This is a genomic window from Lysinibacillus sp. NPDC097195 (genome assembly GCF_044762075.1).
Lineage (GTDB): Bacteria > Bacillota > Bacilli > Bacillales_A > Planococcaceae > Lysinibacillus.
This window is the reverse complement of record NZ_JBIWDP010000002.1, coordinates 290,532-307,268: the sequence shown is the minus strand read 5'-3', so window position 1 is coordinate 307,268 and position 16,737 is coordinate 290,532. Positions and strand designations below refer to the sequence as shown.

Annotated in this window: 27 protein-coding genes; 7 read left to right on the top strand and 20 right to left on the bottom strand. The window is 37.8% G+C overall.

The features are described 5' to 3' along the window. Window position 1: 1 nt before the first annotated feature. The 10 genes from ACIQXI_RS14995 to ACIQXI_RS14950 form a co-directional block, all read right to left on the bottom strand. Entirely contained in the window at window positions 2-682 is a 681-nt protein-coding gene (locus tag ACIQXI_RS14995) for a hypothetical protein (RefSeq protein ID WP_402926371.1), read from the bottom strand. Next, complete coding sequence (locus ACIQXI_RS14990) at window positions 672-1,097, bottom strand: hypothetical protein (protein ID WP_402926369.1); 426 nt, start codon at window positions 1,095-1,097, stop codon at window positions 672-674. Before ACIQXI_RS14990 ends, ACIQXI_RS14995 begins: the two co-directional genes overlap by 11 nt. Next, window positions 1,098-1,271 carry a hypothetical protein gene (locus tag ACIQXI_RS14985; protein ID WP_402926367.1) on the bottom strand — a complete coding sequence of 58 codons (174 nt, stop codon included), beginning with the start codon at window positions 1,269-1,271 and terminating at the stop codon, window positions 1,098-1,100. Window positions 1,272-1,412: 141 nt separating this feature from the next. Further along, window positions 1,413-1,955, bottom strand: a complete 543-nt coding sequence (locus tag ACIQXI_RS14980; protein ID WP_402926365.1) for a hypothetical protein — start codon at window positions 1,953-1,955, stop codon at window positions 1,413-1,415. Window positions 1,956-2,003: 48 nt separating this feature from the next. Further along, window positions 2,004-2,246, bottom strand: coding sequence for a helix-turn-helix domain-containing protein (locus ACIQXI_RS14975; protein ID WP_402926364.1), 243 nt, complete (start codon window positions 2,244-2,246; stop codon window positions 2,004-2,006). A gap of 58 nt (window positions 2,247-2,304) precedes the next feature. Further along, window positions 2,305-3,225, bottom strand: coding sequence for a hypothetical protein (locus tag ACIQXI_RS14970; protein WP_402926362.1), 921 nt, complete (start codon window positions 3,223-3,225; stop codon window positions 2,305-2,307). 315 nt (window positions 3,226-3,540) lie between these two features. Further along, a complete protein-coding gene (locus ACIQXI_RS14965; protein ID WP_402926360.1) occupies window positions 3,541-4,023 on the bottom strand; it encodes a helix-turn-helix domain-containing protein in 483 nt (160 codons plus the stop codon). Window positions 4,024-4,066: 43 nt separating this feature from the next. After that, entirely contained in the window at window positions 4,067-4,234 is a 168-nt protein-coding gene (locus tag ACIQXI_RS14960; protein ID WP_402926357.1) for a DUF5659 domain-containing protein, read from the bottom strand. Further along, window positions 4,231-4,626 (bottom strand): hypothetical protein, encoded by a 396-nt coding sequence (locus ACIQXI_RS14955; RefSeq protein WP_402926354.1) that lies wholly within the window; start codon window positions 4,624-4,626, stop codon window positions 4,231-4,233. The genes ACIQXI_RS14960 and ACIQXI_RS14955 overlap by 4 nt, the downstream gene beginning before the upstream one ends. Window positions 4,627-5,543: 917 nt before the next feature. Continuing rightward, window positions 5,544-5,792: a hypothetical protein gene (locus tag ACIQXI_RS14950; RefSeq protein WP_402926352.1), complete on the bottom strand. Its 249-nt coding sequence runs from the start codon at window positions 5,790-5,792 to the stop codon at window positions 5,544-5,546. A gap of 179 nt (window positions 5,793-5,971) precedes the next feature. Between ACIQXI_RS14950 and ACIQXI_RS14945 the strand changes: the two genes are divergently transcribed. Together ACIQXI_RS14945 and ACIQXI_RS14940 are read left to right on the top strand one after the other, a co-directional pair. After that, the gene (locus tag ACIQXI_RS14945; RefSeq protein ID WP_402926350.1) at window positions 5,972-6,196 is read left to right on the top strand and encodes a helix-turn-helix domain-containing protein; all 225 of its coding nucleotides are present in this window, start codon (window positions 5,972-5,974) and stop codon (window positions 6,194-6,196) included. Between the two features lie 192 nt (window positions 6,197-6,388). Further along, window positions 6,389-6,754 carry a hypothetical protein gene (locus tag ACIQXI_RS14940; protein WP_402926348.1) on the top strand — a complete coding sequence of 122 codons (366 nt, stop codon included), beginning with the start codon at window positions 6,389-6,391 and terminating at the stop codon, window positions 6,752-6,754. A gap of 206 nt (window positions 6,755-6,960) precedes the next feature. Here the strand turns inward: ACIQXI_RS14940 and ACIQXI_RS14935 are convergent, their stop codons facing one another. From ACIQXI_RS14935 to ACIQXI_RS14925, 3 genes are all read right to left on the bottom strand, one after another. Beyond that, window positions 6,961-7,728, bottom strand: coding sequence for a hypothetical protein (locus tag ACIQXI_RS14935; protein WP_402926346.1), 768 nt, complete (start codon window positions 7,726-7,728; stop codon window positions 6,961-6,963). Between the two features lie 725 nt (window positions 7,729-8,453). Then, window positions 8,454-9,509, bottom strand: coding sequence for a tyrosine-type recombinase/integrase (locus tag ACIQXI_RS14930; RefSeq protein ID WP_402926344.1), 1,056 nt, complete (start codon window positions 9,507-9,509; stop codon window positions 8,454-8,456). Between the two features lie 143 nt (window positions 9,510-9,652). After that, the gene (locus tag ACIQXI_RS14925) at window positions 9,653-10,027 is read right to left on the bottom strand and encodes a HesB/IscA family protein (RefSeq protein ID WP_402926342.1); all 375 of its coding nucleotides are present in this window, start codon (window positions 10,025-10,027) and stop codon (window positions 9,653-9,655) included. A 182-nt stretch (window positions 10,028-10,209) separates the two neighbouring features. Between ACIQXI_RS14925 and ACIQXI_RS14920 the strand changes: the two genes are divergently transcribed. After that, window positions 10,210-10,896 carry a DUF2225 domain-containing protein gene (locus tag ACIQXI_RS14920; protein ID WP_402926339.1) on the top strand — a complete coding sequence of 229 codons (687 nt, stop codon included), beginning with the start codon at window positions 10,210-10,212 and terminating at the stop codon, window positions 10,894-10,896. 50 nt (window positions 10,897-10,946) lie between these two features. Here the strand turns inward: ACIQXI_RS14920 and ACIQXI_RS14915 are convergent, their stop codons facing one another. Continuing rightward, window positions 10,947-11,183 carry a NifU family protein gene (locus tag ACIQXI_RS14915; protein ID WP_024364841.1) on the bottom strand — a complete coding sequence of 79 codons (237 nt, stop codon included), beginning with the start codon at window positions 11,181-11,183 and terminating at the stop codon, window positions 10,947-10,949. 83 nt (window positions 11,184-11,266) lie between these two features. Between ACIQXI_RS14915 and ACIQXI_RS14910 the strand changes: the two genes are divergently transcribed. Next, the gene (locus tag ACIQXI_RS14910; RefSeq protein ID WP_402926337.1) at window positions 11,267-11,602 is read left to right on the top strand and encodes a YuzD family protein; all 336 of its coding nucleotides are present in this window, start codon (window positions 11,267-11,269) and stop codon (window positions 11,600-11,602) included. Between the two features lie 94 nt (window positions 11,603-11,696). Here ACIQXI_RS14910 and ACIQXI_RS14905 read toward each other — a convergent pair whose 3' ends face one another. Next, window positions 11,697-12,764 carry an NAD(P)/FAD-dependent oxidoreductase gene (locus ACIQXI_RS14905; RefSeq protein ID WP_402926335.1) on the bottom strand — a complete coding sequence of 356 codons (1,068 nt, stop codon included), beginning with the start codon at window positions 12,762-12,764 and terminating at the stop codon, window positions 11,697-11,699. 373 nt (window positions 12,765-13,137) lie between these two features. Between ACIQXI_RS14905 and ACIQXI_RS14900 the strand changes: the two genes are divergently transcribed. Then, a complete protein-coding gene (locus ACIQXI_RS14900) occupies window positions 13,138-13,374 on the top strand; it encodes a YuzB family protein (protein WP_337980526.1) in 237 nt (78 codons plus the stop codon). A gap of 104 nt (window positions 13,375-13,478) precedes the next feature. Here the strand turns inward: ACIQXI_RS14900 and ACIQXI_RS14895 are convergent, their stop codons facing one another. Both ACIQXI_RS14895 and ACIQXI_RS14890 read right to left on the bottom strand, forming a co-directional pair. Next, the gene (locus ACIQXI_RS14895) at window positions 13,479-14,231 is read right to left on the bottom strand and encodes a TIGR01457 family HAD-type hydrolase (RefSeq protein WP_402926333.1); all 753 of its coding nucleotides are present in this window, start codon (window positions 14,229-14,231) and stop codon (window positions 13,479-13,481) included. Next, window positions 14,228-14,680 (bottom strand): DUF86 domain-containing protein, encoded by a 453-nt coding sequence (locus ACIQXI_RS14890; RefSeq protein WP_402926331.1) that lies wholly within the window; start codon window positions 14,678-14,680, stop codon window positions 14,228-14,230. The genes ACIQXI_RS14895 and ACIQXI_RS14890 overlap by 4 nt, the downstream gene beginning before the upstream one ends. Before the next feature lie 88 nt (window positions 14,681-14,768). Between ACIQXI_RS14890 and ACIQXI_RS14885 the strand changes: the two genes are divergently transcribed. Then, the gene (locus ACIQXI_RS14885) at window positions 14,769-15,035 is read left to right on the top strand and encodes a DUF3055 domain-containing protein (RefSeq protein WP_402926329.1); all 267 of its coding nucleotides are present in this window, start codon (window positions 14,769-14,771) and stop codon (window positions 15,033-15,035) included. Window positions 15,036-15,179: 144 nt separating this feature from the next. Here the strand turns inward: ACIQXI_RS14885 and ACIQXI_RS14880 are convergent, their stop codons facing one another. Further along, complete coding sequence (locus tag ACIQXI_RS14880) at window positions 15,180-15,359, bottom strand: hypothetical protein (protein ID WP_402926325.1); 180 nt, start codon at window positions 15,357-15,359, stop codon at window positions 15,180-15,182. 42 nt (window positions 15,360-15,401) lie between these two features. Then, window positions 15,402-15,947 carry a D-glycero-alpha-D-manno-heptose-1,7-bisphosphate 7-phosphatase gene (locus ACIQXI_RS14875; RefSeq protein ID WP_402926515.1) on the bottom strand — a complete coding sequence of 182 codons (546 nt, stop codon included), beginning with the start codon at window positions 15,945-15,947 and terminating at the stop codon, window positions 15,402-15,404. A gap of 165 nt (window positions 15,948-16,112) precedes the next feature. Between ACIQXI_RS14875 and ACIQXI_RS14870 the strand changes: the two genes are divergently transcribed. After that, a complete protein-coding gene (locus ACIQXI_RS14870; RefSeq protein WP_402926322.1) occupies window positions 16,113-16,295 on the top strand; it encodes a hypothetical protein in 183 nt (60 codons plus the stop codon). Between the two features lie 82 nt (window positions 16,296-16,377). Here the strand turns inward: ACIQXI_RS14870 and ACIQXI_RS14865 are convergent, their stop codons facing one another. Continuing rightward, window positions 16,378-16,731, bottom strand: a complete 354-nt coding sequence (locus tag ACIQXI_RS14865; RefSeq protein ID WP_402926320.1) for a YutD family protein — start codon at window positions 16,729-16,731, stop codon at window positions 16,378-16,380. Window positions 16,732-16,737: the final 6 nt, after the last annotated feature.

Here is a 16,737-nt window from a genome sequence, read left to right as displayed (position 1 = left end):
ATTATTTACCTACCTTCTCCGTAGTTGTCGGTACTACGTCAATATACTTGTAATCTCCTGGCTTATTGCCGAATGTGTATCGTGACACTTGCTCTAGTAGTTTACGAACTCCGCTTGTAGTTCCAGTTGCACCAAAAACCCTAGCGCTGTCCGTTGGATGAATTTGCGACATAATATAAGGTGTTTTACCAGCTTGATGATTAGCAGTCACTAAGTCAGTTATTTCACGGTAAATATCGTTATATGCGCTACTGTACTCCTTATGATCATCAATACATGAAAGAATAAGGTCCCGAGCAAGTTGTAATTTCGGGTTAACTTTGTCCTCGAACTCCGCTCGAATTCCGTCAGCATATTCGGGCTTGTATTTTTCAACGACTTCTACAGACGAAATTATAGTTTCAGGCATTGATTGATGAGCTAACGTTAAATCACGCTCGCGTCGTGCAACAACCTCTTTTTGTAGCGCAATATCATCGTCAATCTTAACAAGTTGAGCAGTTGCATCCGTCCCATGCTTAACGCTTTCCGTGAACGTTTGCTCATACTGTGTCTGTAATTCTCTTAAACGTGAGCGTGCACTTTCGGCATCTTTTTGGAACTGTAAGAGTTTAGCCGCTCGTTCAGCACCTTCTCTTTTAAATTCTTGTAATAGTTGATATTCCTGTACTTTAATTGTCATGTGTTTTTATCCCCTTTGTTTTTAGTATTTGAATAACTTTTTCTAACTTGTCTATGAACAATAATCGCCATTTTGGAATAACTGGCACTGGCTGCTCGTCTTGCTTGTCCAACTCGAATATTTCCACTAACATTTCCTCGTTACGAGTAACATGATTGCGTGGACCTTCGACTTCTCTGCGATAAATCACCGGATACTGAACGCTCATTAAGTCGCGATATATCTCTTTACTATCCGTCTGCAATTCGTTAATTTCATACGCATATAAATCGTCTAGCAATTTGATTACATCGTCATAAGGCTTTGCTATTTCACCAATTAGCTTTGAGACTCCTCGTTCATCCGTTTCGTATATTAATAGTGAGATGAAAGGAATATCACGCAAGTTAACGATTGATAGTAAGGCAAAGCGCATTTAATCACCGCCTTTTAATAGTTGTTGAATAACGTAATTAGCTGCTTCTGATTGCACAAAATATCGAGCATCGAGCGTGGCCACATCTTTCGGTAAGAATATCCGATGCTGTCGCTCACCTTCGTCGATATAAACGCAGTGTTCTCCTTGGTCGTTACTGTAGTATATCTGCATTAATAAAACACCTCTCCGTTGATGAATTTTGGACGCGATGGTCGTTCCCCAATGATTCGAATACCATTCTTGTTAAACTGTTTCTTAACACTTCTAGGCTTCGCTCGCTTACCTTCTCCTTGATAATTCGATGTGTACTTTTTATGCACCATATTGTTTTCTCTCCTCGCTTTCTTCTTTAAAGCCTTGTTTCCACGCCTCGATTTCCTGCTCCGAAGGCTCGCATTTTAAGAAACGACTAGCAAATTTTCTTACAAATGCGTGCCATAACTCCTCTGTAAATTGTTCGCTAGATTGATAGAAATCATAAACGTGCATTCGTCCTTTTGATGCATTGCAGCTACGACAGCAAACAACAACGTTTTGGTCAATATTGTGCCCGAGATAAACATGATCGACCGTAGCTTCCGACGATTCACATATGCCTCGCGTCATTTCTCCGTCACAATAAGCGCAATTTGTAGCGTTCAATACTTCTCGGATAGTCGCATCAGTATAGTGATTAGCCGCGTTATGGCGATACTCATGCTTTCGGATGCGCTCGCGTAAGTAATCACCACTTTCGTATCGAGCTTTGCTGCGACATGATTTACACCGAGCCTGTCGTCCTTGTGGCGCAGTTGCCTGGCGAGTAAATTCGGTTAGGGGCTTAGTTACTTTGCAAATACGACATATACGCATCATTTCATTAATCATTAGTTTTCATCTCCCAAAACGCTTTACTTTTGACTATTAACGTGATATTGTGTAATTATGGATAAATTCATTTAATTTTCGAGATTTGTCGGCAAAAATAAATAAACCTTCATCAAGCTGAATTTTTCGAACAATTTTCGCACGTGTCATCAAACTCATTTCTTGCGTTCCATTCTCGATTCTTGCGATAGTGGTATCGCCTACACCTACCATTTCAGCAAACTTTCTCTGTGACATAGATAAAGCTAATCGTAAATCTCGTAACTGCTCACCTGTCATGTCGATTCCCTCCTTTTGCTATCATTTGCTTACTACCCATTCAAAAGTAAATACGGGCTTAATGCCCCTTATACCAATTAAGGTGATTTTCCGACGCATAGTCGACCTTTCCTGTAGCAATATTTACAGTTAAAAACGGTTTAAATTCGTGCTGCCTCAACGGTTTACGCCTTCTATTCCCCGTAATTGGCGATGTCGCATTCCCTTTAGCGTTCCGTCTGTCAATCACATCTATCGGCTTTGCCACTTCTCGCAACCTCGCTTCATCTGCGATGTATTCGGAAGTTTGTTCGACGTAGTAATAAATCGGCAAGTATGAACCGTACTTTCTATATCGTTCTTCGGCATCGAACGAAGATTTCCGGCAAGTTTCACAGCAGTAGCGACTATCTGACCTCTTAGGACCTTTACGCAGAATGTTATCGCTTTTTATTGGAATCATATTTAAGCAATATTTATAACGGCAACTACGAAATTTCTTACGTTCTTCTCGATAATAGTCCCAATCTAATCTTTCGGTATACGTACTTAACGCTGGATAACCAAAGATAATCAAGCGCATTAAATATGTGGCGATAGTGTACCATTCCATCAGCGAGCGAATGTCGTTATACAAGTCAGACACTGTGTAGTCAGATCGCTCAATATAAGTACGGTCCGTAACTGGCGCATTTAACCGTGCTTGAACTTGTTCTTCACTTTCCGACTGCTTTATTAGCCGTAATGCATCACATTCCAACGATCCTTTAGACGCACGTTTCAGATAAACGTCAGCAACATTTGCAAACGGTTCTAGTAATGACGGTTTCTTTACCTTCGGGAAATCTTCGTTATACGATGGCTGTTGTTGCGCTTTCAGTATCTTGTGCGTGAAAATCGAGCCAGGATAAACATTTTCAAGCGTGACCGGAATACTTGTTAGTTTCGATTCTGCTTCGGCATATTCGATTAGTGCGAACGTTGTTTTGCTGGCTCTCATAGCTTTTAATTTGTTGGCTGCGACTGCTTTCGTCATTGGCTGAATCCCCTTTCTTTATATATCTCCGCTTATATGTTCACATATTCCGATAGATGTATTCGAGTATTATCGGTATCTCTTATTATTTGTTATTACCGATATTCTCTTTTAGCGATATATTGCTTTTACATTAATGATAGACATTGGATTTTCGATAGAAAATACAATAGAGGATTTATGCGTTAGCATAAAGACTCGTTAATCTTTTGTAAATCTTATTACGTAAATCTCGGTAGTAAATATATATACGGTGACATTTTGGCACGTCATTGGAACTTATTTTTGTGACTGCGCTCGTAATTGTGCTAATGTTTCCCTAAAATCTGTCTGACGCTTCCTTCTCGGCTCTTTGTCGGTAACTCTAGCCGCCTCAAATTTCGCCCGGTTTTCGATTGCTTCCGGAAAAGTAGCTTCGAAAACATCGCGGGAACTAATCGGCTTTAGTGGTACATATGCGTTATTACCATAATCAGCGTTGTATAGTGTTCTAATTAAACCTACCGACTCTAAAACTGAAATGATTCGGATAACTTGGCGTCTACTTAGAAAGGTTGCGTCAGCTATTTGGTCTTGAGTTGGCCAAGCGTAACCTTGCTCCTCGTTATATCGGTGCAATAAATACATGTAGACTAATACGCAATTACCTGTAAATTTGGGATGACTGACGTAAATATCGAATATTTCATTTGGTAGTCCAGTGAAGCCTACCTTATTCTTGAATGGTAATGCCTTTTGTATATCTTTTTTAATTTCCGTCATAATATCGTCTCCTTTAGCTGTTTAATAGTTTGGCTGCGGACAATTATCGTCTACGTGCGCGTGTTAATACCTCTTGTAATGCGGGCGTATCTTCGAATATGAATACCTGGTAATCCGGTGACTCTCGACTTGGTTCAACCTTTAATATACGGTGACCACTTGCGGCAAGCTCGTTGGCAAGCCGTAGTGATCGGATAGCTTTCGTTTTCATGCGTGTACCTCCACTACTTCAAATAAACTCGTAATCCTCTCCGTGATTTCTGCTCTATTTTCTTGGCTTGACTGATCCAACGCGCTTAATGACACCAAACTCATTTCGTTCATCAATTGCAAGAAATCACCTAATGTATTCTCGAGGAATAATGCATGAACATCCTTAACAATTCGATAAACTTGAATCGCTGTTAATGGATTGTCCCAATATAACGTGTATTGAATAGCATCCATATCGTTATAATGAAGAACGTCGATCATCGTTTGAAAACCTTCGTCAGTTTCAAATGTAGATTGTTCGATAATTACGTTGTTGTTTAATAAAGCCTCGTTGAAATATAGGTAACTTTCTTTCTCCTCATTGAATACGCGGTTTAATGTTTGTGACATAATAATCTCTCCCTTTTGTTTGTTTTGGTTTTGTTATATATGAACGCCGATTGTTCGACGGAATTGCCTCTTACTATATACAGCACACTAGAACGTCTTATTTTGGGACAACTTCGGAAAATTTATTTCTTACTGACTTATATACATAGAATTTCCGTTTAGCGCACTTTGGTAAAAATAAAATTTCAACGTATCTACTCTTACTAAACTTATATACAGAAAAAATGAGTTTCGCACACTTTCGCGTAAATTTATTTCAAACTGCGGAATCATTACGAATTTGGTTGTGCGATAGTCGATTACTTGCATATTGCGACCTCCTTAATTTAAGTAGCCTACTTAAATTATTTTCCGTTAACACTTTTATGCAAAATAAGCCAAAATACCTACGAACTAATAGCGTACAATACTTGCATCTAATTCCGTTAATTTAAGCGTTCCTGTCCCTTCGATGATAAATACGTCACCCTACATATTAGAACGCCTGTGAGCGCTGTTTACGAAGGGAAAACAAAAGGCTAGAAACGTCTGCAACCGCCTCTAGCCTCATTGGTCCATGCAGCAACAAAGACCGTTTTTCATCTATTTAATACGTGTCAACCTAGTGTATGAACGTCCGCCAAAACGTTCGGTTTTTCTTCTTTACCTATCGCCCGTCGCCAATCTGCAACTATGCTGTATATTCTCGAACGTCAGCAAACGCTCATGATGTATGTAAACGTGTCAGAAATCCGTCTAATCACGTTTCAAGTCGCCTTCACCGTAATGTTAGTCATGCGCCAATCATGCTAACTGGTGGAAATAAGACGTGCCTTTACGTCTGCAATATGCTTATACGGTACAAACTCCGTATAATTCACCGTATCAAATTCCTGTATCAGCCACCGATACCGTAGTATCCGGTTAGATATTACGTATTACGAAGCTAAACGATCAACTTGCGCTAGGACCATAAGTAGATGCTCCGCCGTGTAGTCGTTCAAATTCGTAAGAATAGACGCCAATTCCTCTGTATATTTGAGGTTTATATCTGCGTCATTTATCATAAGCGTTGCTTCGCCTTCTTCTTCGCAGACGATTAACTGCACCCCTTCAAATAGGTGCGTTGTTACCATTTTCACCGAATAGTCAACATCTAATAGTACGTGCTCAATCTTTTGATTCATCTGTAAAACCTCCTCATTTTGTAAATTCATCACTAAGTAATATTTGTTTTTATTACTTAAAAAGTATTACCTTATCCGTAATATAAATATAACACCTTGCATATGATACGTCAAGCGTAATACGGGAAAAGTTTTAAAATGTTTTCAAACATGCTATACTACGAGCGAGGAGTGATATTATGACAATAGAAATTACACTAAAAGAGACATTAGAAAACACTACATTAACACGCAATGCAATCGCAGTTAAAGCCGGAATCAGACCAGCAACACTTCATGAAATAGTAAATGAAAAATCTAAAGGAATCACTTTTGAAACATTAAATAAAATCCTAGACGCAATGAATGAATTAGATACGACGCGCACTTACGATATAAAGGATATTTTTGTGTATGAGAAATAAAAAACACAGGTTGTCTTTACCTGTGTTCAATCTCTTTCAATTATTAATTAAATAACGATGGAATTACGTGATGTAGCACTACATATGCCCCAACACCAAGACCCATTCCAACCACAAATAGCATCTAAAACACCTCGCTATATTTTTTATTACTTTAACCCGTATTCGTAAAAAATATTCGGAGGTGCAACTGTGGAAATTGCTTGGGAATTGAAAGAAAGTTTTAGTCCGTTAATAGTCCGTAAGCCAAAGGAAATTGTGCCGGAAGTAAAACCTTGGAAAAGTATTCATAAAATTACCTATTTAACGGTCCCTTTATTACTGACGCCAGGAATTGCGTATGCGAATGACGGAAGAAGCACGTTCTTTAAAATTTACGATACAGTTATGACACTGTTCGATCAAGGCGTCGTATTGGTCATCGTGTTTGCTGGCGCTTCTTGGATGCTAGGCCACCGAAGTAAAGCTATAGAATTATTAATCGCTTGTTGTTGTGGATATTTACTAGCAGCTCATGCCGTCGAGATTCGCGACTTTTTAAAAAGTATCAAAAGTTAGTTCTAAAACGCAGTATGCTTTTCATAAGCTATATAGCAACGACAGGCTATTAGCTTTTTCCGAAATTTTACGCTTTGCTGCCCTCGCAGTGAGGCGTTTTTTCATTTGAAGAAGTCATTCTAAGTATACAATTTATAAACAATATTAATCCTCGTAGAAAAAGCGCAAACCATCTAATTGGCTGCGCTAATAACTAAAACAACAATTTATAATTCATTTTCAGAACCTGCAGCAATTTCTAAATTACTCGGGGGTAATAATTGGTCCAATGCTTCTTGAGAAACAATATTTTTGACTTCATCCGGGAGCAATTCTCTAGAAAAACCAGCCACTCGTCTAGTCATATCAGGATTGCGTTTAATCCAATTAAAAAGCCTTACTGAAAATGAAAGGAACCAATTTTTTTTAGATAATACTTTCGAATGTTCTCTTAACGTATTCACTTCGTTTTGAAGTTTATCCAAATCTCGTTTCTGTAATTGTTTATTTTCTTGATTTTCAATAATCTCATTTTTCAGCAAATCTTCTAATTCATTTAACTTTTTTCGTAATGCTTCCCCTTCTTCTTTTGTGAAAAAGTGATCTCCTTCTTCTCCCATTGAATGTATTTTTTCTTGCCATGATTTTAAAATTTCATCGTGCTTTTTTACTTTTCTTTCAATTGGCGTTCTAGTCATTTCACTATAAGTATTAGTTAACCATTCACGTATAGCTGACAGAAACTCGTATTTTGATAAATTCTCTTTTTTGACTGTAAGAGTTACCTTTCCAGGGATAAATTCCGCGTGAAATTTCCCTTGGTCTTTAAAAATCCTACCTTCAAATTTGTACTGCGGTAAATAAATATATTGTATATCTAACCCAACAAAATTAGTGTAATCTACCGTTTTAATAATAAAATCTTCTAAAAAGAAATGTTCTCCGATTAGAGAATGTTCTATTTCCCGAATAAATGTTTCCGTCAAATTAGACATGACTTTACCCCTCCTAAAATACTCCTACATACCATTTCGACAAATACCGGGAATTTCCTTCCATAAAAACTCATATATTGAGAGCACACATTTACAATGTGTTGAATAACCAACTAATTCTTATTTGAAGAATAGTTAATAAAATAAGGTTGACAAACGAGCCCGATTTTTCAACAGAATGGCTGATGAAATTAGGAAATCGGAGAAAGTTGTTACCTTATATCTAAAACTCAAAAAAGAGGAATAGACATAAAGTAACTACGCGATCATTCAACGTCATGGAGTATCATTGAGGTTGCTCGTCGCCTTGTTTCGTAGCAGACTTTCGTCTGTCACACTCTTACGCAATTATCGTCCTGCGTATGCGGTTGTCGTGAAGCTTGTCCGCGTGAGTGCGATTACCCTGCCGTAACAGCCGATAATCCACCGCACCTTTTCAATTGGCAGATGCGCGCCTTCATCACAACCGTAAACAAGGAAACGGCTTGACCTGTGATATAGTCGCTTTTGTGCATCGGTACGACAAACCTTTCCAGTGTCTTTAACGTCTGTTAGTGGGCCACCAAGACGGATTAACACTGAAAAAGAGCGAATTTAACAGAACTTGCATCAACCGATTTTTTCGGATATAATGAAGCCTAATAAAACACTTGCGTCGGGAAACGTTTTAGTGTTAGTCGTATTAAGTTAAGGTCTAGCGTTGCGAGCGCTAGGCTTTTTCTTTTCTATTTACGTATTTTTGTTCTCAATTTCCTTAAAGGTGAATACTCAAAATGTTTAACCTGTATATCACCGTCAGTCATCTGCACATACCTACGAGTCATGGTAATACTTGAGTGGCCTAAAATTCGCATTAGCGTATACGGATCACCACCATTTAAGATGAAATTGCGGGCAAACGTATGCCTCCAGGTATGCGCGGTACTTCTAATTTCTTTACCAACTCCGGTAACATCTCCGTAATACTTCAACCGCTTATTCATCTGCGTATCCCGCACTTCTTCACCGTAACAAGATAAGAAGATACGTTTTGATTCCGGAAAATGCTGCTTGTTCTCGTCTACCAACTCAAATAGAAGTTTTAATGTATCCTGCGAAATCGGCACGACTCGGTATCGGCGGTTTTTATTAAATTCCGCACCCAAATGAATACAACGAGTCTTAACGTCAATTGATTCGGGTGTTATCGAAAGCAATTCATTCATTCGCATTCCTGTATCCAGTAGACAAATTTGAAAAACATAATCGCGGAAACCTACATAAGTACGTTGATCGCAGGCGTTTATTAATGCCTCAATTTGTTCATCTGTAAACGATTCAATTTTATCTACATCATCTTTTTGGCATCTGATATTATCCATCGGACTTATACGCACCATGTTTTCCGCCTTCCAAAAATTAAAGGCAACCTTTAAAGCTCTAATCCGCATATTAATAGTTGCAGACGATAAACCTTTGCCATAATCACCGCTCATGAATTTATGATTCTTAAAACGCGGTGCTTCTTCCGTTAAATAACGAATGTAATCACGGCACATTGTCGAAGTAATTTCGTTTACATACCTAACTTTATAGTCAGCTTCGAATAGCCACTCGGTAAAATACCGCCAGGTATTCGAGTAATCCTCTTGCGTCCTTCTTCGGATTCCTTCGCCAATCTTAGCTGTAATGAAATAATTCCATGCGTCAGACAGTCCGATTCTATGAACGGTCGAAATCGATTCATTTTCACGATTCTCCACTCTTGCTCTACGTCGCTTTATAGAACGGTTTTCAGACATAAAAAAAGCGCTCCCTTCCGTATCGTTTTTCAATACGTAAGAAAGCGCAATTTAGCGTTAATATTCAAATATCCGATAAAAACCAACTAACACATAGTCGGTATAAATACGTAAGCATGACGTTCTACTGTCCGTTCATTCTATCAGTCACAAACCTCAGGCGTACCTTCACGTGTTGCAGCTTTAAAGCTTGTGCCACAGCCGCAAGATGCAATTGCATTTGGATTATCGATGGTGAAGCCACCGCCCATTAGCGATTGTTTATAGTCAATTTTTGTTCCCATTAAAATAGGCGCATCTTCGCGGGAAACAAGAACTGTTAAACCATGTTGTACATCTTCAAAATCGTCTTCTTTTTTCTCTTTATCAAAATGCATGCCGTACGATAGACCACTACATCCGCCACCATTGACAACTACACGTAAAAATGAACCTCGTTCTTCATTATGCTCCATCATTTCATTAATATGAAATACTGCAGCTTCCGTTACTTCTATTACTTGCTTTAAACTTGTCATCCCAATCACCTTCCTTCTTACTTATCATATCAATTTTGACTATTGTATGACAAACATTCAGCTCCAAGTAGAATATTAGTAAAGTTCCCGATTTTTTCACTTAATTAGTATAATTTATTCATGTTTTAAAAATACGGGTTGGTATAATAGTTATAATTACATCGATGAAAGAGGTAAATATTATGGAGATTTCACCGTATTACGAAAAGAAAGTTCAATGTCTTAATTGTAAAAAAGAATTTCCAACCTTAAAAGTACGCTCTAAATTTATAAAAGTAGATCATACAGAAACCGATTTTCAGCCGATATATGCAGACGATGTCAACGCTCTTTACTACAATGTTTTCGTTTGTGAGCATTGTGGCTTCTCCTTTACTGAAGATTTCACAAAATATTTTGCGCCTGGCGTACAAGAAGATATTAAGACGCAAATTACTGAAAAATGGATACACCATGATTTCAAAGGTGAACGTACTATCTTCCAAGCCATCCAAGCTTATAAATTAGCATTTTTATGTGGTTCCATTAAAAAAGAAAAATTTGTCGCGACAGCAGGTCTGACGCTACGACTTGCTTGGCTATACCGCTCCTTAAATAACACCGGTCAAGAGGAGCGTTTTATGAAAATGTCTCGTGATCTTTATATGGAGTCCTATTCTAATGAGGATTATAGTGCGACACAAATGTCAGATGTTCGCATTATGTATATGATTGCTGAATTATCTCGTCGAATTGGTGATATCGAAAATGCGACGCGCTTCTTTTCGAAAGTTATCGAAAAGCAAAGCCATGGTGGTGAAGCGAAAATTATCGATATGGCTAAGGAACAATGGACCCTAATTCGTGAGGAGAAAGCTCGACAAGTGTAAACAAAAAAGTTCTAGCCGGAATATCAGCTAGAACTTTTTATCGGCAATGATTAGAAAACTTGTTCTACTTCAATAATTCCTGGAACTTCTTCTAATAATGCACGTTCAATACCTGCTTTTAGTGTAATCGTAGAACTAGGGCAACTACCACATGCACCTAATAAACGTAGTTTTACAACACCATCTTCTACATCTACTAATTCACAGTCTCCACCGTCACGTAGTAAGAAGGGACGTAATTTATCTAATACTTCTTGAACTTGGTCGTTAATTGTTGCTTCTGCCATTTGTCTCGACTCCTTTCCTTATAATGATTATAATGTTAGCAACAGAAAAAATCCAATATAGAATACAGGGGAGAAAAAATACTATGGGTCAATCAAAACCAATTATCGAAATTTACGGCACAGCTGTCATCTGTGCTAGCTGTGTCAATGCTCCATCTTCTAAGGATACATATGAGTGGCTACAAGCTGCCATTGATCGAAAATATCCAGACCAAGCTTATGCTATTCGTTATGTCGATATTGAAGGTCCAATTGAGAATGAACGTGATCAAAATTATGCTACACGTATTCAAGACGATGAATTTTTCTATCCGCTCGTACTAATTAATGATGAAATCGTGGGAGAAGGCTATATCCAATTAAAACCTGTTTTCACTGCACTTGAAAACCTTGGCTTTACACCAGACGAAACTGTTTAATGATAGAAGGAAGGGATTGTTCAAAAGCTGTGGCTTTGAGCAATCCCCTTTTTTTTATTTATTATTGTTTGCTTAACATTATGAGCGCAATATATTAATCATTTTGATATTTATACATCCATAGTAAACCTGATTTCATTAAACGAGCAATACGACCTGTGACAGTTGTATCGGCTAGGTAAGCGAATCCTTGTTTTTTCCCTAACGAACCCATGAAACCTTTAAGTTTAATATCAGGCATTTTTTCAGGTAAATGCTCACCTTTCCAACGCATACGTAATACTTTAACGATATGCTCTGCCTGTTCCTCTGCCAATTGTGCACTTGGAGAAAAATCTGAAGATGCACAATCACCTACAACATAGACATGCTCATCGTCCAACACATTAAAGTACTGTGTCACAATTGGACGACCTTGGCGATCTTTTTCAACATCCAGATCACGCACAAGCTTAACGGGCTGTACCCCTGCAGTCCATACAATTGTGTCGAGCGGAATTTCCTCTTCATGATTAAAAATTTTACCTTGTTCTACTTTTGTAATATTAGAATTTGCTATGACATCTACATTATGTTTTGTAAACCAATCTTTCACATATTTACTAAGCTTCTCAGGGAAGTCTTTTAAAATACGTGAACCTCGGTCGAATAGTTTAATTTTTAAATCAGCACGGCTTTCACGCAGTTCACTCGCTAGCTCAATACCACTTAAACCAGCACCAACAATGCCGACAGTTGAGCCCGCTGGTAAACCACATAACGCTTGGAATGTTGCACGTGATTTAGCCATCGTCTGAATGCTGTATGTGTACTCTTCTGCACCTGGTACACCATGATATTTATCTTCACAGCCTAGACCAATTACTAAATCATCATATTCAATACGTTGCCCATCTTCTAGAATGACTACTTTTTCTGCACGGTTAATGCCAACGGCCTCACCATACACAGCCGTTAAACGCTCATGCTCCGGGAAACTTACACGAATTTCTTTGTCTGTCGAAGTCCCTGCTGCTAATGCATAAAATTCTGTTTTTAAACTATGGAAAGGTGCTCTATCTACTAACACAATTTCCGTGTCCAAAGGTAAGTTGTTTGGTAAAAGTCGAAGCATGACACGCATATTGCCGTAGCCGCCACCTAAAAGTACTAATTTCCCCATAATAGTCTCCTTTAATGTATCTAATAATAATTGTTCACAAAGTATCCACAATTGAGTATAACCGATTGTGAGAAGTTTCACAATATAAGTTTGCATTTTTTGTGAAGGATTTCACAATATTGATACCTTATTTGCGTTTTTTAACAACATTTCATACAAGATCGATTACACCTCGAGCTTTGTGCATCCAGATTTTTTATAAGCATGCATGAAAAGTACTGCTTAATAGATGTGACATTGCCAGTAACATTTCACATCAAAGATGGCTGGCGATTGCAAACATCTAAGGAACTACTTTTAGCTTTATTGACTTACGTTAAAACATTGACGAACGTACTAAAAGCGAGTAGCATAACAATGGTGAGGTGAACATATGAATCCAATGGTTGAATTTTGTGTAAGTAATTTAGCAAATGGCTCACAAAAAACGTATGAAATACTCGAACGCGATCCGAATATCGACGTTTTGGAATATGGCTGCCTCAGCTACTGTACGAAGTGTTCCGAATCCTTTTACGCAATTGTAAATGGAGATTTAGTAGAAGCGGCTTCTCCTGATGAGCTGACAAAAGCTATATATCAATTTATCGAAGAAAATCCATTATGGTAATATGGATGTCGAGTCCGAACGAATAAACATTACACATATAAAAAAGGACGTTATACCTTAAATTGGTATAACGTCCTTTGTTTATGACAAACGCTATTTTCATGTTAAGCTAGCGTTTCTACTAAGTAAGTTGGTTGCTGTTCTTTTTCTAGAACAACACTAGTCGGTGTGACGCCTGTGTTGACATGAATTGTATCACAGCCAAAACGAATTCCACACATAATGTCTGTATCATAGTTATCACCAATCATCACCATCTCATCTTTTGTAAAACGATGCTCTTTGGCAATAACGTCAAGCATTGCAGGGGACGGCTTTCCGATGTAAATCGGCTCGACGCCTGCTACCTCTCCGACTAAACGTGCAAAGGAGCCATTTCCGGGTAAAAATCCGTACTCTGTTGGAAATTTAATGTCTTGATTTGTCGCGATAAATACAGCGCCATTTTGCACAGCAATTGTAGCCTTTGCTAATGCCATATAATCCAATGTGCGATCTATGCCCATTACAAATACATCTGGCTCGTTTTCTACAGGATCAATTCCTTCATCTAACAACGCCAACTTAATTCCATCGGATCCCATCATCGCTACTTTTTTGCCTGGATAATTCAGCGCTACATACTTTGCCGTTACTAAAGCACTGGAATAAATATGATGAAGTGGTGCCTCTACGCCAATAGCTCGTAAAGCCTCTTGTAATTGCTCTTTTGTTTTAGAGGAATTATTGGTCACATAAAACGGCTCAATTCCCTGTCGCTGTAAACGTTGTATAAAAGCAACCGCAGAAGGAATGCCCTCCTTACCGCGATAAACTGTACCATCTAAATCAAAGCAGTATGCCTTATAGGTTTTCATTGATGATCCTCAGGTAAAAATGCTGATACGGGACCTAACTCATTTGTTAAGTAGCTATTCACAGCTGGTGCAAACTGCTTTAAAGCAGGTAAGCTTGCCGTTAGAACATTCACAACTTCAGTAATGTCTACAGATACAAAATCACGAACGAGCATTTTACGCAAGCCTACAACGGCTTTTAACGATGCTTCCATGTCAGATGACACGACTTTTTCATCGATTAAAATATCAATAATATCCTCATAGCTACCTGGATCACGCATAATAAAGCCATCAATCATCAAGTTACCTACATCCATCATTGATTCCATCACATTATGACCGATTCGTTCAAGAGCTAATTTCGAAATATCATTTTGAAGCCAGTTATCCTCTGCCTCAAAAATAGCTAATAGTTTATCTAAGTACTGTAAGTTTGTTGTGATTTTATTACGATCTACAAAATACACAAGGAAAGCCCCCATTCAAATCATTTAAAGTTGATAGTCTTTTCTCTTCTATAGTACCATATCTATAGGACTGGAAGGAGATTAAAAGATGGAACGTTTTTTCTTATATGATGATGTAGAAGATACAAAAACCCGCTTTGTTAGTTTCGCAGGACAAAAATTGCGCTACGACTTAGCTATTTTACAATCTAGCCGCTTTTTCGGCAAAGTACTTGTAATGGATATTCAATTTGGCCGCTTCGCGATTATTGGGCCAGACGATGTAGAAGAACCCGGCTACCTTGAGCACGTATACAATCGTTCTGAAGAAGATACGGTAGAACTGCGTGAATACTTACGAGAATTACTAAATTAAGATTACCATACAAAAAAATTCCGCTTATCTATTTCCTTGTGACATCCGTTCGTCGTAAGTACGGAAATGAGCAGCCCACTGGAATATTTAGCGAAATTTTTTTGTGGAAATCTTATCGGTATGAGAAGGACAACCCAGACATCGTTATTTATTTAAAGTTGAAGGGTTGTCTTTATTATGTGGTTTGTTTTTGTTTTCATTATCATTTTGTTTTTTAGCTTGTTTATTTTGCCCAATCACAGCTAAATCATCCACACTAATATCAAAGCCGTAGCCATATTCTTCACGGTCTAATGTTTTTTTCTTCTGTTTGTCGTTAGCCATCATTATCACCTCCAATTTTTAAATTATCCTTTTTCAACAGATTTATACTTGATTACGATAAGGACCATGTGCATCTTCTATGATCCAGTCAACAGCTCGTAATAAGTCGGGAAATACGGCATCTGCTAGCGCATCATGTTTACCTAGAAAAACGCCCTTTGTACCTGCCCTTTTTCCTGCAATGATATCTGTATCTGTATCCCCCACCATATAGGATTTTGCTAAATCCACATTGTATTTTTCAGCGAGGTCTACAATTAACTTGCTGTTTGGTTTACGACACGCACAGCCAGCTTTCGGTTTATGCGCACAATAGACAACTTCATCAATGATTGCACCTTGTTTCTTTAATTCTTTTGCCATATGGACATGGATGTTCTTTAGCTGTTCTTCTTTCATAAAGCCTAATCCAACACCACCTTGATTGGTTACAACAAATACATAATCAAAAAACTCGTTTAACTTTTTTATCGCTTGCGGTACACCAGGTAAGAAAAACAGTTGCTGAGGCTTATTCACAAATTTCACTCTTTTAGTCAATACTTCATTAATAACCCCATCACGGTCCAAAAATACGGCTGTTTTTATAGTCATCACATCTTTCTTTCATACAAATCTTTTATATCGTTCCCCATTTTGGCTCAACTTATCAATGCATGTATAGTAAACTTCAGTAGATAGGAAATTATGGATTTCAATTGATGGACGAAATAGGGAAAAGTTCAACAATTAAACAACAAGGAGGCGCTATGAATGAAAATTGGGAATAGCTTTTTTATTATTGGTGTTATCCTCACTTTGATTGGTCTAGTTTACCAACTAGGCTATAGTAGCTCTTTTTATTTTAAATACTCTTTTGCAATAGGATGGATATTATTTAGTATCGGTATTCTAATTGATGGGCTAGAAAAAATGAAGTCGAAAAAGAACATTTAGAAACATGAATCTTGTACGCTCAAATAGTTAAACGCTCTAAAATAAAAAAACCTGATGCAAACATGGCATCAGGTCATAATTGTTATTCGATTATCTGTTCATTGTCAGTTGGTTCTGTCACTTCGGTTGCTTCATTTATTACAACGTCTGGTTGCAAAATCACTTTACCGCATTTGCGTAATACAAAATAGGCGCAACCAAAATTACAATACTCATATAGGTAATCTTGAAGCGTACTAATTTTCGTATCAAACGTAGATTTTTGATTTTTATCATCAAAAAAACCTTTTAAACGGAGCTGATTATAGCCCCAGTCGCCTACAATATAATCATATTTGACTAAAATATCTGAATATCGTTCCTTAAATGCTTCTTCTTGAAAAGCTTCGCGGTAATCTTCAACTACTTCATATTCATATCCATCGATAATTATCAAAGTGAC